General features: G+C 68.2%; 36 protein-coding genes. 31 read left to right on the top strand and 5 right to left on the bottom strand.

The genetic code is table 11. The features are described 5' to 3' along the window. The first annotated feature begins 47 nt into the window (after window positions 1-47). A complete protein-coding gene (locus AC4BGB_RS09580) occupies window positions 48-2,807 on the top strand; it encodes an FAD-binding and (Fe-S)-binding domain-containing protein (RefSeq protein WP_490546549.1) in 2,760 nt (919 codons plus the stop codon). 6 nt (window positions 2,808-2,813) lie between these two features. On the opposite strand, the gene AC4BGB_RS09575 is transcribed toward AC4BGB_RS09580, so the two are convergent. From AC4BGB_RS09575 to AC4BGB_RS09565, 3 genes are all read right to left on the bottom strand, one after another. Continuing rightward, entirely contained in the window at window positions 2,814-3,320 is a 507-nt protein-coding gene (locus AC4BGB_RS09575; RefSeq protein ID WP_490546548.1) for a hypothetical protein, read from the bottom strand. Then, window positions 3,317-3,583: a helix-turn-helix transcriptional regulator gene (locus AC4BGB_RS09570; RefSeq protein ID WP_490546547.1), complete on the bottom strand. Its 267-nt coding sequence runs from the start codon at window positions 3,581-3,583 to the stop codon at window positions 3,317-3,319. The genes AC4BGB_RS09575 and AC4BGB_RS09570 overlap by 4 nt, the downstream gene beginning before the upstream one ends. Before the next feature lie 87 nt (window positions 3,584-3,670). Beyond that, window positions 3,671-4,921 carry a uracil-xanthine permease family protein gene (locus AC4BGB_RS09565; protein WP_490546546.1) on the bottom strand — a complete coding sequence of 417 codons (1,251 nt, stop codon included), beginning with the start codon at window positions 4,919-4,921 and terminating at the stop codon, window positions 3,671-3,673. A gap of 222 nt (window positions 4,922-5,143) precedes the next feature. Here AC4BGB_RS09565 and rpsL point away from each other — a divergent pair, with 222 nt between their 5' ends. The 5 genes from rpsL to AC4BGB_RS09540 all read left to right on the top strand — a co-directional run bounded on the left by rpsL (window position 5,144) and on the right by AC4BGB_RS09540 (window position 9,945). Further along, a complete protein-coding gene (gene rpsL / locus AC4BGB_RS09560; protein WP_179517431.1) occupies window positions 5,144-5,518 on the top strand; it encodes a 30S ribosomal protein S12 in 375 nt (124 codons plus the stop codon). Beyond that, entirely contained in the window at window positions 5,518-5,988 is a 471-nt protein-coding gene (rpsG, locus tag AC4BGB_RS09555) for a 30S ribosomal protein S7 (RefSeq protein ID WP_490546545.1), read from the top strand. Before rpsL ends, rpsG begins: the two co-directional genes overlap by 1 nt. A gap of 136 nt (window positions 5,989-6,124) precedes the next feature. Further along, complete coding sequence (gene fusA, locus AC4BGB_RS09550; protein ID WP_490546806.1) at window positions 6,125-8,185, top strand: elongation factor G; 2,061 nt, start codon at window positions 6,125-6,127, stop codon at window positions 8,183-8,185. Between the two features lie 83 nt (window positions 8,186-8,268). Continuing rightward, a complete protein-coding gene (gene tuf / locus AC4BGB_RS09545) occupies window positions 8,269-9,462 on the top strand; it encodes an elongation factor Tu (RefSeq protein ID WP_490546544.1) in 1,194 nt (397 codons plus the stop codon). Window positions 9,463-9,576: 114 nt separating this feature from the next. Next, a complete protein-coding gene (locus tag AC4BGB_RS09540; RefSeq protein WP_490546543.1) occupies window positions 9,577-9,945 on the top strand; it encodes a VOC family protein in 369 nt (122 codons plus the stop codon). 19 nt (window positions 9,946-9,964) lie between these two features. Here AC4BGB_RS09540 and AC4BGB_RS09535 read toward each other — a convergent pair whose 3' ends face one another. Then, window positions 9,965-11,308 carry an aspartate aminotransferase family protein gene (locus AC4BGB_RS09535; protein ID WP_490546542.1) on the bottom strand — a complete coding sequence of 448 codons (1,344 nt, stop codon included), beginning with the start codon at window positions 11,306-11,308 and terminating at the stop codon, window positions 9,965-9,967. Between the two features lie 186 nt (window positions 11,309-11,494). Between AC4BGB_RS09535 and trmB the strand changes: the two genes are divergently transcribed. Then, window positions 11,495-12,226 carry a tRNA (guanosine(46)-N7)-methyltransferase TrmB gene (gene trmB, locus AC4BGB_RS09530; protein WP_490546541.1) on the top strand — a complete coding sequence of 244 codons (732 nt, stop codon included), beginning with the start codon at window positions 11,495-11,497 and terminating at the stop codon, window positions 12,224-12,226. Window positions 12,227-12,247: 21 nt separating this feature from the next. On the opposite strand, the gene AC4BGB_RS09525 is transcribed toward trmB, so the two are convergent. Then, window positions 12,248-12,673, bottom strand: coding sequence for a hypothetical protein (locus AC4BGB_RS09525; protein ID WP_490546540.1), 426 nt, complete (start codon window positions 12,671-12,673; stop codon window positions 12,248-12,250). 116 nt (window positions 12,674-12,789) lie between these two features. Between AC4BGB_RS09525 and AC4BGB_RS09520 the strand changes: the two genes are divergently transcribed. From AC4BGB_RS09520 to AC4BGB_RS09405, 24 genes are all read left to right on the top strand, one after another. Then, complete coding sequence (locus tag AC4BGB_RS09520; RefSeq protein WP_490546539.1) at window positions 12,790-14,109, top strand: MFS transporter; 1,320 nt, start codon at window positions 12,790-12,792, stop codon at window positions 14,107-14,109. Between the two features lie 379 nt (window positions 14,110-14,488). Continuing rightward, entirely contained in the window at window positions 14,489-14,797 is a 309-nt protein-coding gene (gene rpsJ / locus AC4BGB_RS09515; protein ID WP_008360994.1) for a 30S ribosomal protein S10, read from the top strand. Between the two features lie 7 nt (window positions 14,798-14,804). Continuing rightward, window positions 14,805-15,473, top strand: coding sequence for a 50S ribosomal protein L3 (gene rplC, locus AC4BGB_RS09510; RefSeq protein ID WP_490546538.1), 669 nt, complete (start codon window positions 14,805-14,807; stop codon window positions 15,471-15,473). Further along, entirely contained in the window at window positions 15,470-16,165 is a 696-nt protein-coding gene (gene rplD / locus AC4BGB_RS09505) for a 50S ribosomal protein L4 (protein ID WP_490546537.1), read from the top strand. Before rplC ends, rplD begins: the two co-directional genes overlap by 4 nt. Further along, complete coding sequence (gene rplW, locus AC4BGB_RS09500) at window positions 16,162-16,467, top strand: 50S ribosomal protein L23 (protein WP_490546536.1); 306 nt, start codon at window positions 16,162-16,164, stop codon at window positions 16,465-16,467. Before rplD ends, rplW begins: the two co-directional genes overlap by 4 nt. A gap of 34 nt (window positions 16,468-16,501) precedes the next feature. Continuing rightward, window positions 16,502-17,335: a 50S ribosomal protein L2 gene (rplB, locus tag AC4BGB_RS09495; RefSeq protein WP_490546535.1), complete on the top strand. Its 834-nt coding sequence runs from the start codon at window positions 16,502-16,504 to the stop codon at window positions 17,333-17,335. Window positions 17,336-17,363: 28 nt separating this feature from the next. Beyond that, window positions 17,364-17,645: a 30S ribosomal protein S19 gene (rpsS, locus tag AC4BGB_RS09490; protein WP_490546534.1), complete on the top strand. Its 282-nt coding sequence runs from the start codon at window positions 17,364-17,366 to the stop codon at window positions 17,643-17,645. Window positions 17,646-17,672: 27 nt separating this feature from the next. After that, entirely contained in the window at window positions 17,673-18,110 is a 438-nt protein-coding gene (rplV, locus tag AC4BGB_RS09485; protein ID WP_490546533.1) for a 50S ribosomal protein L22, read from the top strand. Further along, the gene (gene rpsC, locus AC4BGB_RS09480) at window positions 18,110-18,973 is read left to right on the top strand and encodes a 30S ribosomal protein S3 (protein ID WP_490546532.1); all 864 of its coding nucleotides are present in this window, start codon (window positions 18,110-18,112) and stop codon (window positions 18,971-18,973) included. Before rplV ends, rpsC begins: the two co-directional genes overlap by 1 nt. A 5-nt stretch (window positions 18,974-18,978) precedes the next feature. Then, window positions 18,979-19,398, top strand: coding sequence for a 50S ribosomal protein L16 (gene rplP / locus AC4BGB_RS09475; protein ID WP_490546531.1), 420 nt, complete (start codon window positions 18,979-18,981; stop codon window positions 19,396-19,398). Further along, the gene (rpmC, locus tag AC4BGB_RS09470) at window positions 19,398-19,640 is read left to right on the top strand and encodes a 50S ribosomal protein L29 (RefSeq protein WP_490546530.1); all 243 of its coding nucleotides are present in this window, start codon (window positions 19,398-19,400) and stop codon (window positions 19,638-19,640) included. The genes rplP and rpmC overlap by 1 nt, the downstream gene beginning before the upstream one ends. After that, on the top strand, window positions 19,637-19,924 hold the full coding sequence (gene rpsQ / locus AC4BGB_RS09465) for a 30S ribosomal protein S17 (RefSeq protein ID WP_490546529.1): 288 nt from the start codon (window positions 19,637-19,639) through the stop codon (window positions 19,922-19,924). The genes rpmC and rpsQ overlap by 4 nt, the downstream gene beginning before the upstream one ends. Before the next feature lie 12 nt (window positions 19,925-19,936). Continuing rightward, entirely contained in the window at window positions 19,937-20,305 is a 369-nt protein-coding gene (gene rplN, locus AC4BGB_RS09460) for a 50S ribosomal protein L14 (RefSeq protein WP_490546528.1), read from the top strand. A 1-nt stretch (window position 20,306) separates the two neighbouring features. Then, window positions 20,307-20,660 carry a 50S ribosomal protein L24 gene (gene rplX, locus AC4BGB_RS09455; RefSeq protein WP_490546527.1) on the top strand — a complete coding sequence of 118 codons (354 nt, stop codon included), beginning with the start codon at window positions 20,307-20,309 and terminating at the stop codon, window positions 20,658-20,660. Then, on the top strand, window positions 20,660-21,259 hold the full coding sequence (gene rplE / locus AC4BGB_RS09450) for a 50S ribosomal protein L5 (protein WP_490546526.1): 600 nt from the start codon (window positions 20,660-20,662) through the stop codon (window positions 21,257-21,259). The genes rplX and rplE overlap by 1 nt, the downstream gene beginning before the upstream one ends. 1 nt (window position 21,260) lies before the next feature. Next, a complete protein-coding gene (locus tag AC4BGB_RS09445) occupies window positions 21,261-21,446 on the top strand; it encodes a type Z 30S ribosomal protein S14 (RefSeq protein ID WP_027860504.1) in 186 nt (61 codons plus the stop codon). Between the two features lie 101 nt (window positions 21,447-21,547). Continuing rightward, window positions 21,548-21,952, top strand: coding sequence for a 30S ribosomal protein S8 (gene rpsH / locus AC4BGB_RS09440; RefSeq protein WP_490546525.1), 405 nt, complete (start codon window positions 21,548-21,550; stop codon window positions 21,950-21,952). Window positions 21,953-21,974: 22 nt separating this feature from the next. Then, window positions 21,975-22,514, top strand: a complete 540-nt coding sequence (gene rplF / locus AC4BGB_RS09435; RefSeq protein ID WP_490546524.1) for a 50S ribosomal protein L6 — start codon at window positions 21,975-21,977, stop codon at window positions 22,512-22,514. Between the two features lie 2 nt (window positions 22,515-22,516). Next, on the top strand, window positions 22,517-22,900 hold the full coding sequence (gene rplR / locus AC4BGB_RS09430; protein WP_490546523.1) for a 50S ribosomal protein L18: 384 nt from the start codon (window positions 22,517-22,519) through the stop codon (window positions 22,898-22,900). A 40-nt stretch (window positions 22,901-22,940) separates the two neighbouring features. Then, complete coding sequence (gene rpsE, locus AC4BGB_RS09425) at window positions 22,941-23,567, top strand: 30S ribosomal protein S5 (RefSeq protein WP_490546522.1); 627 nt, start codon at window positions 22,941-22,943, stop codon at window positions 23,565-23,567. Continuing rightward, window positions 23,567-23,767, top strand: coding sequence for a 50S ribosomal protein L30 (rpmD, locus tag AC4BGB_RS09420; RefSeq protein ID WP_490546521.1), 201 nt, complete (start codon window positions 23,567-23,569; stop codon window positions 23,765-23,767). The genes rpsE and rpmD overlap by 1 nt, the downstream gene beginning before the upstream one ends. Beyond that, on the top strand, window positions 23,764-24,204 hold the full coding sequence (rplO, locus tag AC4BGB_RS09415; protein WP_490546520.1) for a 50S ribosomal protein L15: 441 nt from the start codon (window positions 23,764-23,766) through the stop codon (window positions 24,202-24,204). The genes rpmD and rplO overlap by 4 nt, the downstream gene beginning before the upstream one ends. 157 nt (window positions 24,205-24,361) lie before the next feature. After that, window positions 24,362-25,657, top strand: coding sequence for a preprotein translocase subunit SecY (secY, locus tag AC4BGB_RS09410; protein ID WP_490546519.1), 1,296 nt, complete (start codon window positions 24,362-24,364; stop codon window positions 25,655-25,657). After that, window positions 25,658-26,233 (top strand): adenylate kinase, encoded by a 576-nt coding sequence (locus AC4BGB_RS09405; RefSeq protein WP_490546518.1) that lies wholly within the window; start codon window positions 25,658-25,660, stop codon window positions 26,231-26,233.

Here is a 26,233-nt window from a genome sequence, read left to right as displayed (position 1 = left end):
ATTCGTCCCATGAGCACTGACCAGGTCCTCGCCTCCGGCACCCGCGCGTGAACGCCGGAGTGGTCGACGCCCTGCGGCGTCAGGGCCTCGCGGAGGTGGACGACTCCCAGCTGGCCAGGTCGCTGTACGCGAGCGACGCCAGCATCTACCGGATACCGCCGCAGGTCGTGGTCCGCCCGCGCGACACCGACGAGCTCGCTGCGACGCTGGCGGTGGCACGGGAGAACTCCGTCCCGCTGACCATGCGCGGGGCCGGCACGTCCATCGCCGGCAACGCGATCGGCACCGGCATCGTGGTCGACACCAGCAGGCACCTCAACCGGGTCCTGGGGATCGACGCCGAGGCTCGCACCGCCCGGGTCCAGCCCGGCACCGTGCATGCGACGCTGCAGCGCCAGGCGATCCCCCTCGGCCTCCGGTTCGGCCCCGACCCCTCGACCCACACCCGTTGCACGATCGGCGGGATGATCGGCAACAACGCCTGCGGTTCGCGCGCGCTCGGCTACGGACGCACCGTCGACAACGTCGAGGCGCTCACCGTGCTGCTCGCCGACGGCAGCATCGTCACCACCGGCACCGGTGCGGACGCCCCGGGGGTGGGCGCCCTGAACGCGCTGGTCGACGCCCACCTCGACGTCGTCCGCACCGAGTTCGGCCGGTTCGGTCGTCAGGTGTCGGGCTACTCCTTCGAGCACCTGCTCCCGGAGAGGGGCCGCCGGTTCGACCGCTTCCTGGTAGGCACCGAGGGCACCCTCGGCGTCGTGCTCGACGCCACCGTCCGGCTCGTCGAGGACGCCCCGGCGCGGGCACTGGCGGTGCTGGGCTACGCGACGATGGCCGATGCGGCGGACGCCGTACCGGCCCTGCTGCAGCACCCCCTGGTGGCCCTGGAGGGGCTGGACCAGCGCATCGCCGGCCTGGTGGCGCGACGCCCCGACCTCCCCGCCGGCTCGGGGTGGCTGTTCGCCGAGGTCACCGCGGCGACGCCGGCCGAGGCGGAGGCGCTGGCGCTGGAGGTCGCCCGCACGGCGGGGGTGCCGCACCGCATCGTCACCGACAACCTGGAGCAGCTGGCGATCTGGAAGATCCGCGAGGAGGGGGCGGGCCTGGCGGCGCGCTCGCTGAGCCGACCCGCGCAGGCGGGCTGGGAGGACGCCGCGGTCCCACCCGCGAAGCTCGGCGCCTACCTCCGCGACTTCGACGCCCTGCTGCGCCAGCACGACCTCGACGGCGTTCCCTACGGCCACTTCGGCGACGGCTGCGTGCACGTGCGCATCGACTTCGAGCTCGACGGGACCCGCGGCCGGGAGACCTACCGCGAGTTCGTCCAGGACGCCGCGGACCTGGTGGCGTCCTACGGCGGCTCGATGTCGGGGGAGCACGGCGACGGTCGCGCGCGTTCGGAGCTGCTCCCGCGGATGTACTCCCCGCAGGCGATCGCGATGATGGAGCAGGCCAAGCGGATCCTCGACCCCGGGGACCTGCTCAACCCTGGGGTGCTGGTGGCCCCTGCCCCCTTCGACTCCGACCTGCGACTGGCCCGGCCCGCGGTGCCGGTGCGTACGACGCTGCGGCTGACCCACGACGCCGGGTCGTTCTCCGGCGCCGTGCACCGGTGCACCGGCGTCGGCAAGTGCATCGCCGACAACACCGCCTCGAGCGGGGTGATGTGCCCGTCGTACGTCGCGACCCGTGAGGAGAAGGACTCCACCCGCGGCCGTGCGCACGTGCTCCAGGACGTCGCGACCGGCGTGATCGGGTTCGACCACCCGGCGGTCGCGGAGTCGCTCGACCTCTGCCTGGCCTGCAAGGGGTGTGCCAGTGACTGCCCGACCGGGATCGACATGGCCACCTACAAGTCCGAGGCGCTCTCCCAGAAGTACGCCGGCAAGGTGCGCCCGCGCTCCCACTACACGCTGGGCCAGCTGCCGCGGTGGGCGCGGATGGCCCCGCCGAGGCTGGCCAACGCGATGCTCCGGAGCAAGGTCGCCGGCCGGATCGCGAAGGCCGCCGCCGGCGTCGACCAGCGCCGCAGCCTGCCGCAGTTCTCCGAGAAGCCGTTGCGCTCCGGTGCGTCGCCGCTGCCGGCCAACGTCGACGTCTGGATCTGGGCCGACTCGTTCACCGACCGGTTCGCCGCCGACACGGGCCGGGCCGCGATCGAGCTGCTGGAGTCCATGGGCCTGCGGGCGGCGGTCATCTCCGAGCCCGCCTGCTGTGGGCTCACCTGGATCACGACCGGGCAGCTGGGTGCGGCGCGGCGGATCGTGGGTCGTGCGATCGAGACGCTGCACGGCTACGTCAGCAGCGGGACGCCGGTGATCGGCCTGGAGCCGAGCTGCCTGGCCGCGATCCGCGAGGACGCGGCGCAGCTGCTCGACGATCCCCGCGTTGCCGAGGTCAGCGCCGGGATCGAGTCGCTGGCGGAGTTCCTCGCCGGGCGCGTGGCCGCCGGCACCTGGACCCCGCCCGACCTCTCCGGGGTCGAGGTCGTCGCCCAGCCGCACTGCCACCACCACGCGGTGATCGGGTGGCAGACCGATGCGGCGCTGCTCGCCCGGACCGGCGCGACAGTCAAGCGGGTGGGCGGGTGCTGCGGGCTGGCCGGCAACTTCGGCGTGGAGCTCGGGCACTACGAGACGAGCGTCGCCATCGCCGAGCACGACCTGCTGCCCGCCGTACGCGCTGCGGGGCCGGAGGCCGTGGTGCTGGCCGACGGGTTCTCCTGCCGCACCCAGCTCGAGGACCTCGCCGGGCGTCAGGCAGTGCACCTCGCCGAGCTGTTGCTGCGGGGCGCCCGGCGCTGAGCCGGGTCAGTCCTCGGTCTCGAGCACCTCGTCGGGCAGGGTCCAGGCGAGGTGCCAGTAGGCCAGCAGCCCGGCGGTGAACCAGAGCAGGAACCCCGTGAAGAGGCCGAGCACGGTGTGGCCGGTGGCGGCGACCACGGCGACACCTCCGAGCCATGCCGTGAGCGTGAGGGCGGCGTTGGCCGACCTCGTGGCGCTGGCCGAGCGTTCCCGGGTGCCGCGCTGGTGCTCGTCGAGCGTGGCCCGCCCGCGGTCGAAGAGTCCCCGGATGCCGAGGTTGAGCAGCGAGTGCAGCGGGATGAAGCCGACGAGGCCGGCGGCCACTACCAGGAGAGCCACCGTGTGCGGCTCCTCGGTGATGCCGCTCGCGACCAGGACCACCAGGGTCAGTGCCGCCAGCAGCAGCGCCTCCGCGGCGACGAGACGACGACGTAGGCGCCGGCTCCGCGTCCACGCGTAGCGCTGGTCGTCGAAGGTGTCGGTGAGCGAGGTGCGCTGGTCGATGGTCTTCACGACGGCCTCCGGTAGATCTCGTGGCTGAGCGATGGGAGCGGGTCGAGGGAGAAGACGGCTTCGACCGGGAGCTCGAAGAACCGGGCGATGCGCAGGGCCAGCGCGAGCGAGGGGTTGTACTCCCCGCGCTCCAGGTAGCCGATCGTCTGGGGATGCACGCCCACGCTGTCAGCGAGCTCCTTGCGGCTCGTCCCTCGTTCGGCGCGCAGGACGGCGATGCGGTGGTGCACCTGGTCCGGCTCGTCTCGCGGCTGCCGACCCATGCCACCATTTGTAGCATTAATGCTATGGGAACAACACCCCTGCGTCGCTGGGGACGACCCGCCGTGGGGCCGCCCGAGCTCCCGGGATCAGGCGCGGAGGCGCTCCACCCCTGCCATCAGGTGGTAGACCACGATCGCTGCGACCGTCCCGAGGGCGATGCCGTTGAAGCTCAGGTCGCCTGCGGTGAAGGTGAAGTCGGCGATGGCCACGATGAGCGCCGTGGCGGCCGTGAACTGGTTACGGGGCTTGGAGAAGTCCACGTGGTTGTCGATCCAGATCTTGATGCCGATCACGCCGATCAGCCCGTACAGCGCGGTGGTGACGCCGCCGAGCACACCGGAGGGGATGGTGTTCACCAGCGCCCCGACCTTGGGCAGGAACCCGAGCAGGATCGCGAAGACGCCTGCGACCCAGTAGGCGGCCGTGGAGTAGACCTTGGTGGCCGCCATCACACCGATGTTCTCGCCGTACGTCGTTGTGCCCGACCCGCCGCCGAGGCCCGCGACCGTCGTGGCCACGCCGTCGGCGAGCAGCGCTCGGCCGGTCAGCGCGTTCAGCTTCGGGTCCGCGAGGTGGGCGACGCTGCGCACGTGCCCGACGTTCTCGGCCACCAGCACCAGGACCACGGGGATGAACGCGGGAAGAACCGACCACGCGAACGTGGGGGAGGACAGCTCGGGCCAGCCGAACCAGGCGGCGTCCTCGACCGGCGTGAAGTTCACCTGGCCGGCGACCACAGCGGCGACGTAGCCGATCATCACGCCGAAGAAGATCGAGAGGCGGGCCACCAGCCCCTTGAACGCGACCGTCCACACGATCACCGCCACCAGGGTGATCAGCGCCACCCAGGGAGCCTTGACGAAGTTGTCCTTCGCGACCGGCGCGAGGTTGAGCCCGATCAGGGCCACGATGGCGCCGGCCACCACTGGGGGCATCAGGACGTCGATCCAGCCGGTGCCGGTGAACGTCACCAGGGCTCCGACCAGCGCCAGGATGAGTCCGACCACGACGATCCCGAACAGCGCCCCGCCGGGTCCGTCGGAGGCGGTGGCGGCCGTGATCGGGGCGATGAACGCGAACGAGGAACCCAGGTAGCTCGGCAGCCGGTTGCGCGTCACCAGCAGGAACAAGATGGTGCCGACCCCGGAGAAGAACAGGGTGGTCGTGGGCGGGAAGCCCGTCAGCAGCGGCACCAGGAAGGTGGCGCCGAACATCGCCACGACGTGCTGCAGGCCGAGGCCGATCGTGGCCGGCCAGGCCAGGCGCTCGTCGGGACGTACGATCTCGCCCTCGGTGATCGTGCGTCCGTCACCGTGCAGCTTCCAGGTCAGTGCCATGAGCGCAGCCTCCGGCACATCCGGGCCCGCGGGCAAATCGAGTGCGGCAGCGCTCGTTTTGACCCATCACCGGGGACCCGGTAATCTCAATCCTTGTGTCTGGATCTCCAGACCTGTCTGCGTGCCCTGATGGCGTCGCACTCCACTGCACCAAGGAACGAAGTATTTTCGTGCCGGCAAGTCGCCGTGTACTGAGAGCAGAAAAGAAAGGGAACCAACCAGGTGCCCACGATCAACCAACTGGTCCGCAAGGGCCGCCAGGACAAGGTGTCGAAGAACAAGACGCCTGCCCTGAAGGGTTCGCCCCAGCGACGCGGCGTTTGCACGCGCGTCTACACGACCACCCCCAAGAAGCCGAACTCCGCCCTCCGCAAGGTCGCCCGCGTGCGCCTGAGCAGTGGCGTCGAGGTCACGGCGTACATCCCGGGTGTCGGCCACAACCTCCAGGAGCACTCCATCGTGCTCGTGCGCGGCGGCCGGGTGAAGGACCTTCCCGGTGTCCGCTACAAGATCATCCGCGGCTCGCTCGACACCCAGGGTGTCAAGAACCGCAAGCAGGCCCGCAGCCGTTACGGCGCGAAGAAGGAGAAGAGCTAATGCCTCGCAAGGGCCCGGCCACCAAGCGGCCGATCGACATGGACCCCGTCTTCGGGTCGCAGCTCGTCTCGCAGCTCGTCTCGAAGGTGCTCCAGGACGGCAAGAAGCAGGTTGCCCAGCGCATCGTGTACGGCGCCCTCGAGGGCACCCGCGAGAAGACCGGCACCGACCCCGTCGTGACCCTCAAGCGCGCGCTCGACAACGTCAAGCCGGCCATCGAGGTCAAGTCCCGCCGCGTCGGTGGCGCGACCTACCAGGTGCCGATCGAGGTCAAGCCCAACCGCAGCACCACGCTGGCGCTCCGCTGGCTCGTGGGCTACGCCGCGGCTCGCCGCGAGAAGACGATGTCCGAGCGTCTGATGAACGAGATCCTCGACGCGTCCAACGGCCTCGGCGCCGCTGTGAAGAAGCGTGAGGACACGCACAAGATGGCCGAGTCCAACAAGGCCTTCGCGCACTACCGCTGGTGATCGCCGGGAGGGGAACACTTCGCTCCTCGCAGGCGTTCTCCTCCCGAGTCCCAGACTTTCTCTACCTTAAGGAAACTGACTTTCAGTGGCAGTCGACATCACCACGGACCTGAACAAGGTCCGCAACATCGGCATCATGGCTCACATCGATGCCGGTAAGACCACCACCACCGAGCGGATCCTGTTCTACACAGGCATCACGTACAAGATCGGTGAGGTCCACGAGGGCGCAGCCACGATGGACTGGATGGAGCAGGAGCAGGAGCGCGGCATCACGATCACGTCCGCCGCTACCACCTGCTGGTGGAAGGACCACCAGATCAACATCATCGACACCCCCGGGCACGTCGACTTCACCGCCGAGGTCGAGCGCTCCCTGCGCGTCCTCGACGGCGCCGTCGCCGTCTTCGACGGTGTCGCCGGTGTCGAGCCCCAGACCATGACCGTGTGGCGCCAGGCCAACAAGTACTCCGTGCCCCGGATGTGCTTCGTGAACAAGCTGGACCGCACCGGTGCCGACTTCTGGCGCTGCGTCGACATGATGGTCGAGCGGCTCAACTCCACCCCGCTGGTCCTCCAGCTCCCGATCGGTGCCGAGGGCGACTTCATCGGTGTCGTCGACCTGGTCGGCATGCGTGCCCTGACCTGGCGCGGCGAGACCAAGATGGGCGAGGACTACGAGGTCGAGGAGATCCCGGCCGAGCTCGCCGACCAGGCCGCCGAGTACCGCGAGAAGCTGCTCGAGACGCTCGCCGACGCCGACGACGCCATCATGGAGAAGTTCCTCGAGGAGGGTGAGTTCACCGTCGAGGAGCTCGAGGCCGCGATCCGTCGCGCCACGCTCGCCGACAAGATCAACCCCGTCCTGTGCGGCACCGCGTTCAAGAACAAGGGCGTGCAGCCCCTGCTCGACGCCGTCGTGAAGTACCTCCCCTCGCCGCTTGACATCGACGGCATCCAGGGGCACTCGGTCAAGGACGAGGAAGAGGTCATCGTCCGCCAGCCGTCCGACGACGAGCCGTTCTCCGGCCTGGCGTACAAGATCGCGACCGACCCGCACCTCGGCAAGCTGATCTACGTCCGCGTCTACTCCGGCAAGCTCGAGGCGGGCACCTCGGTGCTCAACTCGGTCAACGGCCGCAAGGAGCGGATCGGCAAGGTCTACCAGATGCACGCGAACAAGCGTGAGGAGATCGCGTCGGTCGGCGCCGGCCAGATCGTGGCCGTCATGGGCCTCAAGGACACCAAGACCGGGCACACCCTGTGTGACCCGCAGAACCCGGTGATCCTCGAGTCGATGACGTTCCCGGCACCCGTGATCGAGGTGGCCATCGAGCCCAAGACCAAGGGTGACCAGGAGAAGCTCGGCACCGCGATCCAGCGGCTCTCCGACGAGGACCCCACGTTCACCGTCAAGGCGGACGAGGAGACCGGCCAGACCATCATCGCGGGCATGGGCGAGCTCCACCTCGAGATCCTCGTCGACCGGATGAAGCGCGAGTTCCGCGTCGAGGCCACCGTCGGCAAGCCGCAGGTCGCCTACCGCGAGACCATCCGCAAGAAGGTCGAGAAGCACGGCTACACCCACAAGAAGCAGACCGGTGGGTCCGGCCAGTTCGCGAAGGTGCAGATCTCCCTCGAGCCGAACATCGACCCCGAGACCGGTCACGGCGCGGGCTACGAGTTCGTCAACAACGTCTCCGGTGGTCGCGTCCCGAAGGAGTACATCCCTTCGGTCGACCAGGGTGGACAGGACGCCATGGAGTTCGGCGTGCTCGCCGGCTACCCGATGGTGGACGTCAAGTTCACCCTCGAGGACGGCGCCTACCACGACGTCGACTCCTCCGAGCTCGCCTTCAAGATCGCCGGAAACCAGGCGTTCAAGGAAGCGGCGCGGATGGCCAAGCCAGTTCTGCTGGAGCCGATGTTCGCCGTCGAGGTCGTGACCCCTGAGACCTTCATGGGTGACGTCATCGGTGACATCAACTCGCGTCGCGGTCAGGTGCGGGCGATGTCGGAGCGTTCCGGGGACCGCGTCGTCGACGCCCTCGTGCCGCTCTCGGAGATGTTCGGGTACGTTGGTGACCTGCGGTCGAAGACCTCCGGTCAGGCGTCGTACTCGATGGAGTTCGACTCGTACGCCGAGGTTCCCCAGAACGTGGCCGACGAGATCATCAAGAAGGTCCGCGGCGAGTAGGGTTCTCCCCGCACCGTCGGCAGCACAGTTTCACCCGTAACTTTTCAATCAGACGATCAAGTACATCAACAGGAGGAGCCCCAGTGGCTAAGGCGAAGTTCGAGCGGACCAAGCCGCACGTCAACATCGGAACCATCGGTCACATCGACCACGGCAAGACGACGTTGACGGCTGCAATTACGAAGGTGCTGCACGACAAGTACCCCAACCTGAACGCCGCCTCGGCCTTCGACGAGATCGACAAGGCCCCCGAGGAGCGTCAGCGCGGTATCACCATCTCGATCGCGCACGTCGAGTACCAGACCGAGCAGCGCCACTACGCGCACGTCGACTGCCCCGGTCACGCGGACTACATCAAGAACATGATCACCGGTGCCGCGCAGATGGACGGCGCGATCCTGGTCGTGGCCGCCACCGACGGTCCGATGCCGCAGACCCGTGAGCACGTGCTGCTCGCCCGCCAGGTCGGCGTCCCCGCCCTGGTCGTCGCGCTGAACAAGTGCGACATGGTCGACGACGAGGAGCTCATCGAGCTCGTCGAGATGGAGGTGCGCGAGCTCCTCTCCGAGTACGAGTACGACGGCGACGACATCCCCGTGGTCAAGGTCGCGGCCTTCCCGGCGCTCCAGGGCGACGAGAAGTGGGGCAACTCGATCCTCGAGCTCATGGACGCGGTGGACACCTACATCCCGCAGCCCGTGCGCGAGACCGAGAAGCCCTTCCTGATGCCCGTCGAGGACGTCTTCACGATCACCGGTCGTGGAACCGTCATCACCGGTCGCATCGAGCGCGGCATCGTCAAGGTCAACGAGACCGTCGACATCATCGGCATCCGTGAGACCAAGCAGACCTCGACCGTCACCGGCATCGAGATGTTCCGCAAGCTCCTCGACACCGGCGAGGCCGGCGAGAACGTCGGGCTGCTGCTTCGTGGCACCAAGCGCGAGGACGTCGAGCGCGGCATGGTCGTGATCAAGCCGGGGACCACCACCCCGCACACGAACTTCGAGGCCTCGGTCTACATCCTCTCCAAGGAGGAGGGCGGCCGTCACACGCCGTTCTTCAACAACTACCGCCCGCAGTTCTACTTCCGCACCACGGACGTGACGGGCGTCGTGACCCTCCCCGAGGGCCGCGAGATGGTCATGCCCGGTGACAACACCGACATGATCGTCGAGCTGATCCAGCCGATCGCCATGGAGGACGGCCTCCGCTTCGCTATCCGCGAGGGTGGCCGCACCGTCGGCGCCGGCCGCGTCACCAAGATCACCAAGTGATCTAGCGCTTCACCGAACGGCCCCGGACCTCACGGTCCGGGGCCGTTCTGCTATTCCGGCTGCCGGAAACCGTCGCCAGTGCCGAATGTCGGTGGCCGTCGTTACCGTCGCTCCATGACACTGACCATGGGGATGATCAACTTCGACACCGCCGACGCCGAGGCGCTCGGCGGGTGGTGGGCCGAGCAGACCGGCGCGCAGATCGTGCAGAACCACGGCGGCGAGTTCGTCGTCGTCGCGGGGGGCAGCCTGCCGCTGCTGCTGGCGTTCCAGAAGGTCGCCGACCCGACGCCGGGCAAGAACCGCCTCCACCTCGACGTGACGGCTCCAGACGTCGAAGCCGAGGTGGACCGCTTGCTGGACGCCGGAGCGACGCTGGTCGCACGGCGGGGTGACGAGAGCTTCAGCTGGGTGACGCTGGCGGACCCCGACGGCAACCACTTCTGCGTGGCGAGCCAGGCCGAGGCCGAGGAGTCCTACTGACGCTCCTCGTTGTGGCCGGTCAGGCGGTCAGCGCCGCGACCGCGCTTGCGAAGACCTCCCTATGGCGCTCCACGTCCGCCGTGCTGTGCTGCGGGCTGAACAGCGCCATGTTGTGGAACGGCGTGAGCAGAACACCGCGGTTCAGGGCCCACAGGTGCATGAAGCCCTCGAGGTCCTCGTCGACGGCTGCGGCGGCCGCGGCGCCGTCACGCGGTGGGGGACAGAACCAGTACTCCGCCCGGCAGCCCAGCCGCTGCACGTGCCAGGGCAGGTCGTGCTCGGCAATCACCCCGGCGACGCCGTCGGCGAACTGCTGGGCCAGGGGTACGGCGACCGCGAAGTCCTCCTCGCGCAGGCACGTGGACAGGGTCGCCCTGATCGCCGCCAGCGAGAGCGCGTTGGCGGTCAGCGTGCCGCCGACGCCGGCGACGTCGATCTCGTGACCGAGCATGGGCCCGGAGAGCCGATCGGCCACCTCGGCGCTCATCCCGTACGCCGCTGAGGGCACCCCGCCGCCGATCGGCTTGCCGAGCACCACGAAGTCGGGCTCGAGCCCCCAGGCGCGCGTGCACCCGCCCGGACCGGCGCACAAGGTGTGCGTCTCGTCGACGACGAGCAGGACGTCGTGCCGTCGGGTGACCTCGCGGACCCCGGCGAGGTAGCCCTCCTCCGGAAGCACGATGCCGATGTTGGTCAGGGCCGGCTCCATCAGCAGGCAGGCGACATCGCCCTCGGCGAGGCGGCGGTCCAGGGCGTCCAGGTCGTTGAACGGCACGACCGCGGTGGTCTGCGCCACGTCGACCTGCGGTCCGAGGGCCCCGGGCCGCGGGACCACCCGGTCACCGTCGAGCACGGCGAGGGTCTCGTCGACCGTGCCGTGGTAGCACCAGTCCATCACCGCGATCCGGGGTCGACCGGTCAGGAAACGGGCGAACCGGAGCACGAACCGGTTGGCGTCGGTTGCCGACATCGCCAGCTGCCAGGTCGGCAACCCGAACCTGCGTGCCAGCTCCTCACCGACCCAGACCGCGTCGGCCGAAGGCAGCATCGTGGTGAGTCCGCGCGACGCCTGACGGGCGACGGCCTCCGCGACCTGCGGCAAGGCGTGCCCGGTCATCGCGCCGGTGTCGCCGAGGCAGAGGTCGACGTACTCGATGCCGTCGACGTCGGTCAGGCGCGCCCCGACGGCGGAGTCGAAGAACAGCGGGAACGCCCCGGGCCACCGGGTCATCCACGGCATCGGCACCCCCGCAAGCAAGGGGCCCCGGGCCCGCCCCGCGAGCTCGGCCGAACGCGGATGGAGCTCGCGGAACCGTTGCTCCTCGACGCTGCGGAGCTCGGCCAGGTGCTGACGATCGATCATCCCCGCAATCTAGGGCGTCGCAGCTGCCGGTTTCCCAGGTTATGAACCACAACCGCCTCTTCACACACCCCACCCCATGTGTGAAGAGGCAGTTCGGGTTCATGACCTGGGAAACTGCCGAGCCCAACTGCCGAGCCCAACCCGACCCCCAACCGGCCGATCAACGGCTCGCCCCCGTCGGACACAATGTGCTGCGTGGACAACACCCTTCCTGCTGCTCGACCGCGCCAGAAGTACACCGAGGACGGGACGCGGATGCGCGAGGTGCTCACCTACTCCCGGCGGGGTGGGAGGTTCACGCCTTCCCAGCAGGAGTCGTGGGACGCGCACCACCGCGACTGGGTGATTCCGGAGGAGGCGGTCGACGACCCTGCGTTCAGCTGGAGCGAGGTGTTCGGGCGGACGGCGCCGCTGATCGTGGAGATCGGGTCCGGGGTGGGGGAGGCGACGGCTGTGCTCGCCGCCCAGCGGCCGGAGTGCAACATCGTGGCGCTGGAGGTCTGGCGCCCCGGGGTCGCGCACACGCTCGGGCTGCTGGCAGAAGCGGGGGCGGACAACGTCCGGCTGCTGTCGGTGGACGCGGTCTGGTGCCTCGAGCACCTCTTCGGTCCCGGCGAGGTCGAGGAGCTGTGGACGTTCTTCCCCGACCCGTGGCCCAAGAAGCGCCACCACAAGCGGCGGCTGGTCACCCCGGAGTTCGCCTCGCTGGCGGCCTCCCGGCTGCGCCCGGGCGGCGTGTGGCGGCTGGCGACCGACTGGGCGGAGTACGCCGAGCAGATGCGGGCGGTCCTGGACCAGGAGCCCGCCCTGGAGGGTGGCCGGGTCGAGCGCTGGGAGGACCGGCCGGTCACCAAGTTCGAGCGCAAGGGCGTGGCCGCTGAGCGGGAGATCGTCGACCTCGCCTACCGCCGGCGCTGATCCGCCCCCAGCGGCCTGTGCTCAGCCGTCCTCGACCTGCCAGCTCAGGCCGGCCCGCTCGAGGGCGTGCTCGAGCCGCAGCCGCTCCGCCTCGCGGTCGAGGCCATCGGTGAGCTCGCCGAGGAGCGTGGGCACGTCCAGCGCCTCGGCGGTGCTGATCAGCACGCTGTCGTAGGCGGCGACCACCCCGCGCTGGCGGGCCATCGCCACCCCGGCGCGGGGGGAGCGCACCTCAGGACGCAGCCGGCGCAGGTCCGCGGCCAGTCGTTGCAGCGGCGGCCGTGGCGGCGAGGGATCGGGTGCCGGTGGGAGCAGCTTCGCCCGCCTGCCCAGCGAGCGGCACCCTTCCACCGCGGCACGGGCGTGCAGGGCGCCCGCGAACAGGGCCACCGGGACCAGGGAGATCCCGATGACCTTGGCGAAGCCGATGAGGACGGTGGCGTCCATGAGGCGACGCTAAGCCGCGATCGCGGCCCGGACAAGGCTGGTCTGGACGCCGGACCGGTGCAAGCCGGCAGCTGTCGTGCCTGCGCCCCGGGCATGGGTGTTCCTAGACTTCGGGGGTGAGCGGAGTCGTGGTGCCCGACGCCCGGATCAGCGGGCGGGCCTGGTGGGTCGCCGCGGCGACGATGGCGGCCCTGGTGGCCGCGGCGGGCTTCCGCTCCTCCACAGGGGCCCTCCTGGAGCCGCTGGAGCACGAGTTCGGCTGGTCCCGGGGCATGACCTCGGGCGCCGTCACCCTGAACCTCGTCATCTACGGCCTCACCGCGCCGTTCGCCGCTGCGGTGATGGAGCGGTTCGGCGTACGACGGGTGGTGGCCGGTGCGCTCGCCCTGGTCTCGCTGGGGGCGGGCCTGACGCTCGTGATGACCGAGGCGTGGCAGCTGTGGTTCCTGTGGGGAGTGCCGATCGGCCTCGGCACCGGGGCGATGGCGCTGGTCTTCGGCGCGATCGTGGCCAACCGCTGGTTCGTCCGGCACCGCGGCCTGGTCACCGGGCTGTTCTCGGCGGCGAGCTCGACCGGTCAGCTGGTCTTCCTGCCGGTGATCGCACACCTCGCGGCCGGGCCCGGGTGGCGTTGGGCGGCCGGCCTGGTCGCGGCGTTCGCGCTGCTGCTGGTCCCGCTGGTGCTCCTGGTGCTGCGCGACCGGCCCTCCGACGTGGGGGAGGTGCCCTACGGCGCGCCACCGTCGTACGTCGAGCCGCCCGCTGCGACCGGTGCCGGCTCGGGTGCCGCGGCCCTGGCGGTCCGGACCCTGCGGGAGGCCGGCCGCACGTGGACGTTCTGGGTGCTGTTCCTCACGTTCTGGGTCTGTGGCTGGTCGACGAACGGGCTGATCGGCACCCACTTCATCCCGGCGGCGCACGACCACGGGATGCCGGCGACCACCTCGGCCGGGCTGCTCGCCCTGATCGGCGTCTTCGACATCGTGGGCACGGTCGCGTCCGGCTGGCTCACCGACAAGGTCGATCCCCGCTACCTGCTGTTCGCCTACTACTCGCTGCGCGGGCTCTCGCTGCTCGTGGTGCCCTCGCTCCTGGGGCCTGAGGTCGCGCCCAGCCTGTTCTTCTTCATCGTGTTCTACGGCCTGGACTGGGTGGCGACGGTGCCGCCCACCGTGGCGTTGTGCCGCGACCACTTCGGCCTGGAGCGGTCCGGCGTCGTCTTCGGGTGGGTGTTCGCCTCGCACATGGTGGGAGCGGGCGTCGCCGCGTCGTACGCCGGCTGGATCCGGGAGGGGACCGGCGACTACTTCCTGGCCTGGGTGACCGCGGGTGCGATGTGCCTGGGAGCGGCGCTGCTGTGCATGACCATCCCCAGGATGCGTGCCACCCACGGCGCTATCCTTGACGAGGTGGGCCAGGAGAACCCGCAGATCTGAGCTCTCCGGCAGCCCCCACGAGGCCCCCGCGTGCACCCGATTTGGCGCAGGGCGGGTGTCTCTGACAAGATAGTCAGGTTGCTCCGGCGGGATTGCCGGGGCGCGGACATTGACCACTGAACAGGTTTTCCTGAGCTGCTCATCGCAGCAGACGTGGTTGCGCGTTCGCGCCGCATCAGGAGATCCCGTTCAGCCCGGACCCCCGGGCACCACTCCGAAACAACGACCCGCACGAGTTCTGTGTGTGTCGCGCGCTCGTCAAGACGCACGACACGCCCGACCGCGGGGGTCGGACGAGACGGGGTGGCAGCAGCGCGGACATCCTCACCGAGGACGTCTGGAGACCAGTCGCAGGACTACGAAGTAAGGACGTTGTTTGATGGCGGGACAGAAGATCCGCATCAGGCTCAAGGCCTATGACCACGAGGTGATCGACACCTCGGCGCGCAAGATCGTGGACACCGTGACCCGTACGGGCGCGAAGGTCGCCGGCCCGGTGCCGTTGCCGACCGAGAAGAACGTCTACTGCGTCATCCGCTCGCCGCACAAGTACAAGGACAGCCGCGAGCACTTCGAGATGCGCACGCACAAGCGCCTCATCGACATCATTGACCCCACACCGAAGACGGTCGACTCGCTGATGCGTCTCGACCTGCCTGCCGGTGTCGACATCGAGATCAAGCTCTGAGGTTCCTGTGAGCACTTTCGAACGCAACGTCAAGGGACTGCTGGGCACGAAGCTCGGCATGACCCAGACCTGGGACGAGAACAACCGCGTCGTCCCCGTAACCGTGGTCGCGGCCGGCACCAATGTGGTGACCCAGGTCCGGACCCCCGAGAAGGATGGCTACAACGCCATCCAGGTTGGCTTCGGCGAGATCGACGGCGCCAAGGTCAACAAGCCGACCGCTGGTCACTTCGGCAAGGCAGGCGTGACCCCACGCCGCCACGTCGTCGAGATCCGCACCAGTGACGCCCCCACCTACGAGGTCGGCCAGGAGCTCAGCCCCGAGCTGTTCGCCGCCGGCCAGGAGGTCGACGTCACCGGGACGAGCAAGGGCAAGGGCTACGCCGGCGTCATGAAGCTGCACGGCTTCCACGGCGTCGGTGCCTCTCACGGTGCCCACAAGAACCACCGCAAGCCGGGCTCCATCGGCGCCTGCGCGACCCCGGGCCGTGTCTTCAAGGGCACGCGCATGGCTGGTCGCATGGGTAGCGACACCGTGACCACGCAGAACGTCACCGTGCACGCCGTGGACGTGGAGAAGGGCCTGATCCTCCTCAAGGGTGCCGTTCCCGGCGCCAAGGGTGGGCTGGTCATCATCCGCTCGGCAGCCAAGAAGACCCAGGAGGCCGGCGCATGACCGCGAAGACTGTCAAGGTTGATCTCCCCGCCGAGATCTTCGACGTCGAGACGAACATCCCGCTGATCCACCAGGTCGTGGTGGCCCAGCAGGCAGCGGCCCGTCAGGGCACGCACTCCACCAAGAGCCGCGGCGAGGTTCGCGGCGGTGGCCGCAAGCCGCACAAGCAGAAGGGCACCGGCCGCGCCCGTCAGGGCTCGACCCGCGCCCCGCAGTTCGTCGGTGGTGGCGTCGTCCACGGCCCGCAGCCGCGTGACTACGACCAGCGCACCCCCAAGAAGATGAAGGCCGCCGCCCTGCGCGGTGCCCTCTCCGACCGGGCCCGCGCCGGACGCGTCCACGTGGTGGAGTCCCTCGTCGGTGGCGACAAGCCCTCGACCAAGGACGCCGTCGCAGCGCTGGCCGGCCTCGCCGGCGAGCGTCGCCAGCTGGTCGTGCTCGTGCGTGACGACGCGCTGACCTGGCTCTCGCTGCGCAACGTGGCCTCGGTGCACCTGCTCGCCGTCGACCAGCTCAACACCTACGACGTGCTGCTGTCCGACGACGTCATCTTCACCCAGGACGCCTACGACGCCTTCGTCAACGGCACCGCGTCGTCCAGCGTTCGCAAGGCGACCATCGTCGAGGCCCCGGCCAACGACGCGGTCATCGAGGACGCCCCCGCTGAGACGCCCGTGGAGGACGAGAAATGAGCACCCTGCACAAGGACCACCGCGACGTCCTGATCGCACCGGTCGTGAGCGAGAAGAGCTACGGCCTCCTCGACGCGAACAAGTACACGTTCCTGGTCCACCCGGACGCGAACAAGACCGAGATCAAGATCGCGGTCGAGAAGATCTTCGACGTGAAGGTCACCTCGGTGAACACCATGAACCGCACCGGCAAGACCCGGCGTACCCGTACCGGCACCGGAAAGCGCAAGGACACCAAGCGCGCGATCGTCAGCCTCGCAGAGGGTCACCGCATCGACATCTTCGGAGGACCGGTCTCCTGACCGGCATCCGCTGAGAACTGACTGAGGTAAAGACATGGCAATCCGCAAGTACAAGCCGACCACCCCGGGCCGTCGTGGCTCGTCGGTCGCTGACTTCGTCGAGATCACCCGGACCACGCCGGAGAAGTCCCTGGTCAAGCCGCTGCCCAAGAAGGGCGGCCGCAACAACCAGGGCCGGATCACCACCCGGCACCAGGGTGGCGGCCACAAGCGGGCCTACCGGGTGATCGACTTCCGTCGCTACGACAAGGACGGCGTCCCGGCGAAGATCGCCCACATCGAGTACGACCCGAACCGCACCGCACGCATCGCGCTGCTGCACTACGCCGACGGCGAGAAGCGCTACATCATCGCTCCTCTCGGCGTCAGCCAGGGCACCGCGATCGAGGCCGGTCCCACCGCCGACATCAAGCCCGGCAACAACCTGCCGCTGCGCAACATCCCCGTCGGTACGACGATCCACTGCATCGAGCTCCGGCCCGGTGGCGGTGCCAAGATCGCCCGTTCCGCCGGCAACAGCGCGCAGCTCGTCGCCAAGGAGGGGTCCCGCGCACAGCTGCGGATGCCCTCCGGTGAGATGCGCTACGTCGACGTCCGCTGCCGTGCCACCATCGGCGCGGTCGGCAACGCCGAGCAGTCGAACATCAACTGGGGCAAGGCCGGCCGGATGCGCTGGAAGGGCCGCCGCCCGACCGTCCGTGGTGTCGTCATGAACCCGGTCGACCACCCGCACGGTGGTGGCGAGGGCAAGACCTCCGGTGGTCGCCACCCGGTTTCACCCTGGGGCAAGGCCGAGGGCCGCACGCGCAAGCGCAAGGCCAGCGATGCCCTGATCGTCCGTCGCCGCAAGTCCGGCAAGAAGCGCTAAGAGATAGCGCGGAAGGTAGAGCCCAGAGATGCCTCGCAGCCTGAAGAAGGGCCCGTTCGTCGACGACCACCTGATCAAGAAGGTGGACGCGCAGAACGACGCCGGAACCCACACCGTGATCAAGACCTGGTCGCGCCGCTCGATGATCGTGCCGTCCATGATCGGTCACACGCTGGCCGTGCACGACGGACACAAGCACGTCCCGGTGTTCGTGACCGACTCGATGGTCGGCCACAAACTGGGCGAGTTCGCCCCGACCCGCACCTACCGCGGGCACGTGAAGGACGACCGGAAGAGCCGCCGCCGCTGACGCGGCGTCGCAAGGAGAGATACAGCAATGAGCGTTACAGATCGCAGGCGCACGAGCGCCCGACGTGACTCGCTGCTCGGTGACCAGCCGGGCGCCTTCGCCAGCGCGCGCTTCGTCCGGATCACCCCGATGAAGGCGCGTCGAGTCGTGGACATGGTCCGCGGGCTCCCTGTCGACGATGCCCTGGCACTGCTGCAGTTCGCGCCGCAGGCCGCCAGCGAAACCGTCTACAAGGTGCTCGAGAGCGCCGTGGCCAACGCCACGACGACCGAGGACCTCGCCCGCGGCACTCTGGTGGTCAGCAAGGCGACCGTCGACGAGGGCCCCACGATGAAGCGGTGGCGACCGCGTGCGCAGGGCCGGGCCACCCGGATCAACAAGCGCACCAGCCACATCACCCTGGTGGTGCAGCCCGCAGTCGAGTCGACCACGCAGCAGACCAAGAAGAAGGGACGGACCGCCTGATGGGTCAGAAGATCAACCCGAACGGGTTCCGCCTCGGTATCTCCACCGACCACAAGAGCCGGTGGTACGCCGACAAGCTCTACAAGTCCTACGTCGGCGAGGACGTCGCGATCCGCAAGCTGCTCTCCAAGGGCATGGAGCGGGCCGGCATCTCCAAGGTCGAGATCGAGCGCACCCGGGACCGCGTGCGGGTGGACATCCACACCGCTCGCCCGGGCATCGTCATTGGTCGCCGTGGCGCTGAGGCCGACCGCCTGCGCAGCGAGCTCGAGAAGCTGACCGGCAAGCAGGTCCAGCTGAACATCCTCGAGGTCAAGCAGCCCGAGATCGATGCACAGCTGGTCGCCCAGGGTGTCGCCGAGCAGCTCTCCGGTCGCGTGCAGTTCCGTCGCGCGATGAAGAAGGCCATGCAGACCTCGATGCGCTCGGGTGCCAAGGGCATCCGGATCCAGTGCTCGGGCCGTCTCAACGGCGCCGAGATGTCGCGCTCGGAGTTCTACCGCGAGGGCCGCGTGCCCCTGCACACGCTGCGCGCCGACATCGACTACGGCTTCTACGAGGCCCGCACCACCTTCGGCCGCATCGGCGTGAAGGTGTGGATCTACAAGGGCGAGGTCGCCGGCACCCGTGCCGAGCGCGAGGCCCAGGCAGCTGCCCGTGCAGGTGCTCCCGGCCGTGGCCGCGGAGCGGCCGGCGGCGCCAGGGGAGACCGTGCGAGCGACCGCCCGACCCGCGGTTCCCGCGGCGCCGGTGCGGGAGACCGCCCGACCCGCGCTGACCGTGCGGGCGCCCCCGCGACCGAGACCGCTGCGGCTCCCGCCGCCGAGGCACCGGCCGCCGCGACCACCGGAACGGAGGCCTGAGTCCCATGTTGATGCCCCGCAGGGTCAAGCACCGCAAGCAGCACCACCCCAAGCGCACCGGCGCAGCCAAGGGCGGCACGAAGCTCTCCTTCGGAGACTTCGGCATCCAGGCGACCGAGCCGGCGTACGTCACCAACCGCCAGATCGAGTCGGCGCGTATCGCGATGACTCGTCACATCAAGCGTGGCGGGAAGGTGTGGATCAACATCTACCCCGACCGTCCGCTGACCAAGAAGCCCGCCGAGACCCGCATGGGTTCCGGTAAGGGTTCGCCCGAGTGGTGGGTGGCCAACGTCAAGCCCGGCCGTGTCATGTTCGAACTGGCCGGAGTCGACGAGGACGTCGCCCGCGAGGCGATGCGCCGCGCGATCCACAAGCTCCCGATGAAGTGCCGGTTCATCAGCCGTGAAGCAGGTGATTTCTGATGGCGACAGCCCATGAGCTCGACGACCTGAACGACGTCGACCTCGAGTCGAAGCTGCGTGAGGCCAAGGAGGAGCTGTTCAACCTCCGGTTCCAGGCCGCCACCGGTCAGCTCGAGAGCCACGGCCGCCTCAGTGCGGTCAAGAAGGACATTGCCCGGATCTACACCGTGGTGCGTGAGCGCGAGCTCGGCATCCGGACGGCCCCGGGCTCCAAGGCACAGTCTGAGGAGGTTGGCGCATGAGCGAGAACCCGGTAGTCGAGGGCTCCGTGGAGGAGCGCTCTGCGCGCAAGGTCCGTGAAGGCCTGGTCGTGAGCGACAAGATGGACAAGACCGTGGTCGTGTCCGTGGAGGACCGCGTCAAGCACGCGCTGTACGGCAAGGTCCTTCGGCGCACGAGCAAGCTGAAGGCCCACGACGAGCAGAACGACTGTGGCATCGGTGACCGCGTCCGGATCATGGAGACCCGTCCGCTGAGCGCCACCAAGCGCTGGCGCGTCGTGGAGATCCTCGAGAAGGCGAAGTAGGAGAACTAAGACATGATCCAGCAGGAGTCGCGACTCAAGGTCGCCGACAACACGGGTGCGAAGCAGATCCTCTGCATCCGCGTGCTCGGCGGCTCTGGTCGGCGCTACGCCGGCATCGGCGACGTCATCGTCGCCACCGTCAAGGACGCGATCCCCGGCGGCAACGTCAAGAAGGGCGACGTCGTCAAGGCCGTCATCGTGCGCACCGTCAAGGAGCGTCGTCGTGCGGACGGCTCGTACATCCGCTTCGACGAGAACGCAGCAGTGATCCTCAAGAGCGACGGGGAACCCCGTGGAACGCGCATCTTCGGCCCTGTGGGCCGCGAGCTGCGCGAGAAGAAGTTCATGAAGATCATTTCGCTGGCACCGGAGGTGCTCTGAGATGAGCGTCAAGATCAAGAAGGGTGACACCGTCAAGGTGATCGCCGGCAAGGACAAGGGCGCCGAGGGCAAGGTCATCCAGGTGCTCCGCGAGGAGCAGCGGGTGATCGTCGAGGGCGTGAACCGAGTCAAGAAGCACACCAAGGTCGTGAACCAGGGCGGTGCGGCAAGCACCGGCGGCATCGTGACCGCCGAGGCGCCGATCCACATCTCCAACGTGATGGTCGTCGACGGCGACGGGATCACCCGCCTCGGCTCCAAGCGGGTGGAGACGACGAAGCGCCGCTCCGACGGCTCGACCTACCAGGCCGAGCGCAGCGTGCGCATCTCCCGGAAGTCCGGAGAAGAGATCTGATGAGTGAAGCAATGACCGAGATCAACAGCGACCAGTCGGCCGAGGCGTCTGCCGGACCGCGGATGAAGGTGCGCTACCGCGAGGAGATCATCCCCGCGATGCGCGAGCAGTTCGGCTACGCCAACGTGATGATGGTTCCCGGCCTGACCAAGATCGTGGTCAACATGGGCGTGGGCGAGGCTGCTCGCGACTCCAAGCTGATCGAGGGCGCCGTCAAGGACCTCACCGCGATCACCGGCCAGAAGCCGCAGGTCACCAAGGCCCGCAAGTCGATCGCCCAGTTCAAGCTGCGCGAGGGGATGCCGATCGGCGCCCACGTGACGCTTCGCGGCGACCGCATGTGGGAGTTCCTGGACCGCCTGCTCGCGCTGGCGCTGCCCCGTATCCGCGACTTCCGTGGACTCTCGGACCGCCAGTTCGACGGCCGTGGCAACTACACCTTCGGTCTGACCGAGCAGGTCATGTTCCACGAGATCAACCAGGACAAGGTCGACCGCTCGCGCGGCATGGACATCACGGTGGTGACCACCGCGACGAATGACGACGAAGGCCGGGCACTGCTCAAGAAGCTCGGTTTCCCGTTCAAGGAAGGCAACTGACATGGCAAAGACCGGACTGAAGGTCAAGGCCGCACGCAAGCCCAAGTTCGCGGTGCGCGGTTACACCCGGTGCCAGCGGTGCGGGCGGCCCAAGGCCGTCTACCGCAAGTTCGGCCTCTGCCGGATCTGCCTGCGGGAGATGGCGCACGCCGGCGAGCTGCCCGGCGTGACCAAGAGCTCCTGGTGATCCCCACCCGCTCGATCACCGCCTGACCACCAACCAATGATCGCTACAGGTCGCCCTGAGACGCAGGGCGAAACCGGAGTGGAGAAAGGGCCGAGACGGCCATGACAATGACTGACCCGATCGCAGACATGCTCACGCGTCTGCGCAACGCCAACCAGGCGTACCACGACTCGGTGTCGATGCCTTACAGCAAGCTGAAGCAGGGCGTTGCCGAGATCCTCAAGCAGGAGGGGTACATCACCTCCTTCGAGGTCCACGACCACGAGGACGTGGTCGGCAAGACGCTCGACATCCAGCTCAAGTACGGCCGCAACCGCGAGCGCTCGATTGCCGGCGTACGCCGGATCAGCAAGCCGGGCCTGCGCGTGTACGCCAAGCACACCGCACTGCCGAAGGTGCTCGGCGGCCTCGGCGTCGCAATCATCTCGACCAGCCAGGGTCTGCTCACCGACCGTCAGGCCAACAGCAAGGGCGTAGGTGGGGAAGTCCTCGCCTACGTCTGGTGACCAGGAACCAGGAGGAATAGCAATGTCACGAATTGGCAAGCTGCCCGTCCCGGTTCCGTCCGGTGTCGACGTGCAGGTGGATTCCCAGACCGTCACGGTCAAGGGGCCCAAGGGCACCCTGAGCCACACGGTCGCTTCCCCGATCACCGTCGAGAACGGTGACGGAGCCCTCGAGGTGAAGCGTCCCAACGACGAGCGCCAGAGTCGGTCCCTTCACGGCCTGACCCGCACGCTCATCAACAACATGGTCATCGGTGTCACCGACGGCTACGAGAAGAAGCTCGAGATCGTCGGCGTGGGTTACCGCGTGCTCTCCAAGGGCCCCACCCAGCTGGAGTTCCAGCTCGGCTACTCGCACTCGATCACGTTCAACGCCCCTGACGGCATCACGTTCACCGTCGAGGGACCCACGAAGCTCGGTGTCCAGGGCATCGACAAGCAGCTCGTCGGCGAAACTGCGGCCAAGATCCGCAAGCTGCGCAAGCCGGAGCCCTACAAGGGCAAGGGCGTGCGTTACTCCGGAGAGCACATTCGCCGCAAGGTCGGAAAGGCTGGTAAGTGACGATGGCTATCGCACTCAAGACTGGCAAGCACACGTCGGCTCGCGTCGCCTCGCGCACGCGTCGCCAGATCCGTGGTCGCAAGAAGATCAGCGGCACCACCGAGCGTCCCCGCCTGGTGGTCACCCGTTCGTCCAAGCACATCACCGTGCAGCTCGTCGACGACCTGGTGGGCAAGACCATCGCGTATGCCTCGACCATGGAGGCCGACGTGCGCTCGAGCGAGGGCGACAAGACCGCCAAGGCTCGCAAGGTCGGCGAGCTCGTGGCCGAACGCGCGAAGTCGGCCGGAGTCCAGGGCGTGGTCTTCGACCGCGCCGGCAACAAGTACCACGGTCGCGTCGCGGCCCTGGCTGACGGCGCCCGTGAGGGCGGCCTGACCTTCTGATGGCGAGTGGTGCAGACATGACATTCAAGGGAGTTATCTCATGAGCGGATCCCAGCAGCGCGGTCAGCGCGCAGGTGGCGGCCGCGGCGGCCGTGACGGTGGTCGCGGCGGCCAGCAGGAGAAGAGCCAGTACATCGAGCGCGTCGTGGCCATCAACCGCGTCGCCAAGGTCGTCAAGGGTGGTCGTCGCTTCAGCTTCACCGCCCTGGTGATCGTCGGTGACGGCGACGGCATGGTCGGCGTGGGCTACGGCAAGGCCAAGGAAGTTCCCGCGGCCATCGCCAAGGGTGTCGAGGAGGCGAAGAAGTCCTTCTTCCGCGTCCCCCGCATCCAGGGCACCATCCCTCACCCCGTCCAGGGCGAGAAGGCCGCCGGCGTCGTGTTCCTGCGTCCCGCGTCCCCCGGTACCGGTGTGATCGCCGGTGGCCCGGTGCGCGCGGTGCTCGAGTGCGCCGGCATCCACGACGTCCTGAGCAAGTCGCTCGGCTCCTCGAACCAGATCAACATCGTGCACGCCACGATGGAGGCCCTGCGTTCCCTCGAGGACCCCGCAGCCGTCGCCGCCCGGCGCGGAATGCGCGTCGAGGACGTTGCCCCGGCTGCGATGCTCAGGGCTCAGGCCGAGGGCATCGAGGCCGCCCGGACCGAGAAGGCAGGGGTGCAGTGATGGCCCGCCTGAAGGTCGAGCAGATGAAGTCCACCATCGGCTGCAAGCAGAACCAGCGCGACACGTTGCGCTCGCTGGGTCTCAAGCGGATCGGTGACGTGGTCGTCAAGGAGGACCGCCCCGAGTTCCGGGGCATGGTCCACACCGTCCGTCACCTGGTGACGGTCACGGAAGTTGACGGAGAGGTTGACTCCAAATGAGCTTGAAGCTGCACCACCTGCGCCCTGCCCCCGGCGCCAAGACCGCGAAGACCCGTGTGGGTCGCGGTGAGGCCTCCAAGGGCAAGACCGCCGGTCGCGGTACCAAGGGCAGCCAGGCCCGCAACCAGATCCCGGCAGGGTTCGAGGGCGGCCAGATGCCCATCCACATGCGTCTCCCCAAGCTGCGCGGGTTCAAGAACCCGTTCAAGGTGGAGTTCCAGGTGGTGAACCTGGACCGCGTCAGCGCGCTGTTCCCCGAGGGGGGCACCATCAGCGTCGACGACCTGGTCGCCAAGGGTGCCGTCCGCAAGGGCCAGCCCGTCAAGGTGCTGGGCCAGGGCGACATCACGGTGGCCGTCCAGATCACTGCTGACCGTTTCTCCGGCTCTGCCAAGGAGAAGATCGCGGCTGCCGGTGGCACCGCGACCGAGCGCTGAGCGCGAGACGTCAATCGCCGACAGGGCGGGACGATCATCACACCTAGACCCGTGATGATCCTCCCGCCCTGTTAGGCTTCCACGGGTTCGGTCCCGACTGAACCTGTCTGCGGGTCAGTCCGCCGGCTAGACCAGTCGATTTCCGAAAGAGGAGCACGTGCTAGGCGCCTTCGCCAACGCTTTCCGGACACCGGACCTGCGCAACAAGCTGCTGTTCGTGCTGTTCATCGTCGCCCTTTTCCGTCTGGGGTCACAGATCCCGACGCCGGGTGTGCACGTCCCCAACGTCCAGGCCTGCTTCGACCAGACCAAGGACAGCGGCATCTACGGGTTGATCAACCTGTTCTCCGGTGGCGCGCTGCTGCAGCTGACCGTGTTCGCGCTCGGGATCATGCCCTACATCACCGCGAGCATCATCCTGCAGCTGCTGGTGGTGGTGATCCCACGCCTGGAGGCCCTGAAGAAGGAGGGCCAGTCCGGGCAGACGAAGATCACCCAGTACACCCGATACCTCACCCTTGCCCTGGCGATCCTGCAGGCCACCGGCATCGTCGCGCTGGCCCGCACCGGCAACCTCCTCCAGGGGTGCACCAAGCCGCTGCTCTACGAGGACACCACGCTGATCGCGATGCTGATGGTGCTCACCATGACCGCCGGCACGGCGATCATCATGTGGTTCGGCGAGCTGATCACCGAGCGCGGCATCGGCAACGGCATGTCGATCATGATCTTCACCCAGGTCGTCGCCACCTTCCCCGCCTCCCTGTGGGGCGTGCAGAAGGCCAAGGGCCCCTGGATCTTCGGTGCCGTGCTCCTGATCGGCCTGGTGGTGATGGCCGCCGTGGTCTTCATCGAACAGGCGCAGCGCCGGATCCCGGTGCAGTACGCCCGCCGGATGGTCGGCCGCAAGATGTTCGGCGGCTCCTCCACCTACATCCCGCTCAAGGTCAACCAGGCCGGCATCATCCCGGTCATCTTCGCCTCGAGCCTGCTCTACCTCCCAGCGATGGCGGTGCAGTTCAACCAGAACTCGACGTCGCCCTGGGTGCGCTTCATCTCCACCTACTTCGTCAGCGGATCCCACCCCCTGTACATGCTGGCGTACTTCCTGCTGATCATCTTCTTCACCTACTTCTACGTCGCGATCACCTTCAACCCCCAAGAGGTCGCGGACAACATGAAGCAGTACGGCGGTTTCATCCCCGGGATCCGGGCAGGCAAGCCGACCGAGGAGTACCTCTCCTACGTCCTGTCCCGCATCACGCTGCCGGGTGCGCTCTACCTGGGTCTGCTGTCGCTGATCCCGTTGGTCGCCCTGGTCCTTGTCGGCGCCAACCAGAACTTCCCCTTCGGTGGCACCTCCCTGCTGATCATGGTCGGTGTCGCACTCGACACCGTGAAGCAGATCGAGAGCCAGCTCCAGCAGCGCAACTACGAAGGGTTCCTGCGATAAATGCGAATCATCCTGATGGGCCCCCCCGGGGCCGGCAAAGGCACCCAGGCCAAGGGCGTCGCTGAGCACTTCGGCATCCCGGCCATCTCCACCGGCGACATCTTCCGCCACAACGTCTCCGAGGGCACCGAGCTCGGAGTCAAGGCCAAGCAGTTCATGGACGCGGGGGAGTACGTCCCCGACGAGGTCACCAACCTGATGGTGCGCAACCGCATCGACGAGCCGGACGCCGCACCGGGGTTCCTGCTCGACGGCTACCCGCGCACGGTGGCCCAGGTCGAGGAGCTCGACGGGATGATCAAGCACACCGGGCACGAGCTCGACGCCGTCGTGGTGCTGACCGTCGACCCCGAGGAGCTCGTCCAGCGGCTGCTCCAGCGCGCGGAGACCGATGGCCGCTCCGACGACACCGAAGAGGTCATCCGGCGCCGCCAGGAGCTCTACGTCGAGCAGACCGAGCCGCTGATCGAGGTCTACCGCAAGCGCGGACGACTGATCGAGGTCGACGGCATGGGTGAGGTCGACGAGGTCACCGAGCGGATCTTCAAGGCGCTCCAGGACGTCAACGAGAGCTGA

The sequence above is a fragment of the Nocardioides sp. Z30_9 genome, from assembly GCF_058215735.1.
Note: the sequence above shows the minus strand (reverse complement) of the source record. Positions and strands in the feature narration are given on the sequence as shown.

Coding starts and splice junctions, on each gene's coding strand:
- AC4BGB_RS09540 (WP_490546543.1), top strand. CDS start 9,577: ATGACACTGACCATGGGGATGATCAACTTCGACACCGCCGACGCCGAG.
- AC4BGB_RS09405 (WP_490546518.1), top strand. CDS start 25,658: ATGCGAATCATCCTGATGGGCCCCCCCGGGGCCGGCAAAGGCACCCAG.
- AC4BGB_RS09535 (WP_490546542.1), bottom strand. CDS start 11,308: ATGATCGATCGTCAGCACCTGGCCGAGCTCCGCAGCGTCGAGGAGCAA.
- rplW (WP_490546536.1), top strand. CDS start 16,162: ATGAGCACCCTGCACAAGGACCACCGCGACGTCCTGATCGCACCGGTC.
- rpsH (WP_490546525.1), top strand. CDS start 21,548: ATGACAATGACTGACCCGATCGCAGACATGCTCACGCGTCTGCGCAAC.
- rpsC (WP_490546532.1), top strand. CDS start 18,110: ATGGGTCAGAAGATCAACCCGAACGGGTTCCGCCTCGGTATCTCCACC.
- rplO (WP_490546520.1), top strand. CDS start 23,764: ATGAGCTTGAAGCTGCACCACCTGCGCCCTGCCCCCGGCGCCAAGACC.
- rpsJ (WP_008360994.1), top strand. CDS start 14,489: ATGGCGGGACAGAAGATCCGCATCAGGCTCAAGGCCTATGACCACGAG.
- rpsQ (WP_490546529.1), top strand. CDS start 19,637: ATGAGCGAGAACCCGGTAGTCGAGGGCTCCGTGGAGGAGCGCTCTGCG.
- fusA (WP_490546806.1), top strand. CDS start 6,125: ATGGCTCACATCGATGCCGGTAAGACCACCACCACCGAGCGGATCCTG.
- rpsG (WP_490546545.1), top strand. CDS start 5,518: ATGCCTCGCAAGGGCCCGGCCACCAAGCGGCCGATCGACATGGACCCC.
- rplR (WP_490546523.1), top strand. CDS start 22,517: ATGGCTATCGCACTCAAGACTGGCAAGCACACGTCGGCTCGCGTCGCC.
- rplF (WP_490546524.1), top strand. CDS start 21,975: ATGTCACGAATTGGCAAGCTGCCCGTCCCGGTTCCGTCCGGTGTCGAC.
- rpsS (WP_490546534.1), top strand. CDS start 17,364: ATGCCTCGCAGCCTGAAGAAGGGCCCGTTCGTCGACGACCACCTGATC.
- AC4BGB_RS09525 (WP_490546540.1), bottom strand. CDS start 12,673: ATGGACGCCACCGTCCTCATCGGCTTCGCCAAGGTCATCGGGATCTCC.
- rplN (WP_490546528.1), top strand. CDS start 19,937: ATGATCCAGCAGGAGTCGCGACTCAAGGTCGCCGACAACACGGGTGCG.
- rpmC (WP_490546530.1), top strand. CDS start 19,398: ATGGCGACAGCCCATGAGCTCGACGACCTGAACGACGTCGACCTCGAG.
- trmB (WP_490546541.1), top strand. CDS start 11,495: ATGTGCTGCGTGGACAACACCCTTCCTGCTGCTCGACCGCGCCAGAAG.
- rplV (WP_490546533.1), top strand. CDS start 17,673: ATGAGCGTTACAGATCGCAGGCGCACGAGCGCCCGACGTGACTCGCTG.
- rplE (WP_490546526.1), top strand. CDS start 20,660: ATGAGTGAAGCAATGACCGAGATCAACAGCGACCAGTCGGCCGAGGCG.
- rplB (WP_490546535.1), top strand. CDS start 16,502: ATGGCAATCCGCAAGTACAAGCCGACCACCCCGGGCCGTCGTGGCTCG.
- rpmD (WP_490546521.1), top strand. CDS start 23,567: ATGGCCCGCCTGAAGGTCGAGCAGATGAAGTCCACCATCGGCTGCAAG.
- AC4BGB_RS09565 (WP_490546546.1), bottom strand. CDS start 4,921: ATGGCACTGACCTGGAAGCTGCACGGTGACGGACGCACGATCACCGAG.
- AC4BGB_RS09445 (WP_027860504.1), top strand. CDS start 21,261: ATGGCAAAGACCGGACTGAAGGTCAAGGCCGCACGCAAGCCCAAGTTC.
- rplP (WP_490546531.1), top strand. CDS start 18,979: ATGTTGATGCCCCGCAGGGTCAAGCACCGCAAGCAGCACCACCCCAAG.
- rpsE (WP_490546522.1), top strand. CDS start 22,941: ATGAGCGGATCCCAGCAGCGCGGTCAGCGCGCAGGTGGCGGCCGCGGC.
- AC4BGB_RS09570 (WP_490546547.1), bottom strand. CDS start 3,583: ATGGGTCGGCAGCCGCGAGACGAGCCGGACCAGGTGCACCACCGCATC.
- rplX (WP_490546527.1), top strand. CDS start 20,307: ATGAGCGTCAAGATCAAGAAGGGTGACACCGTCAAGGTGATCGCCGGC.
- rplD (WP_490546537.1), top strand. CDS start 15,470: ATGACCGCGAAGACTGTCAAGGTTGATCTCCCCGCCGAGATCTTCGAC.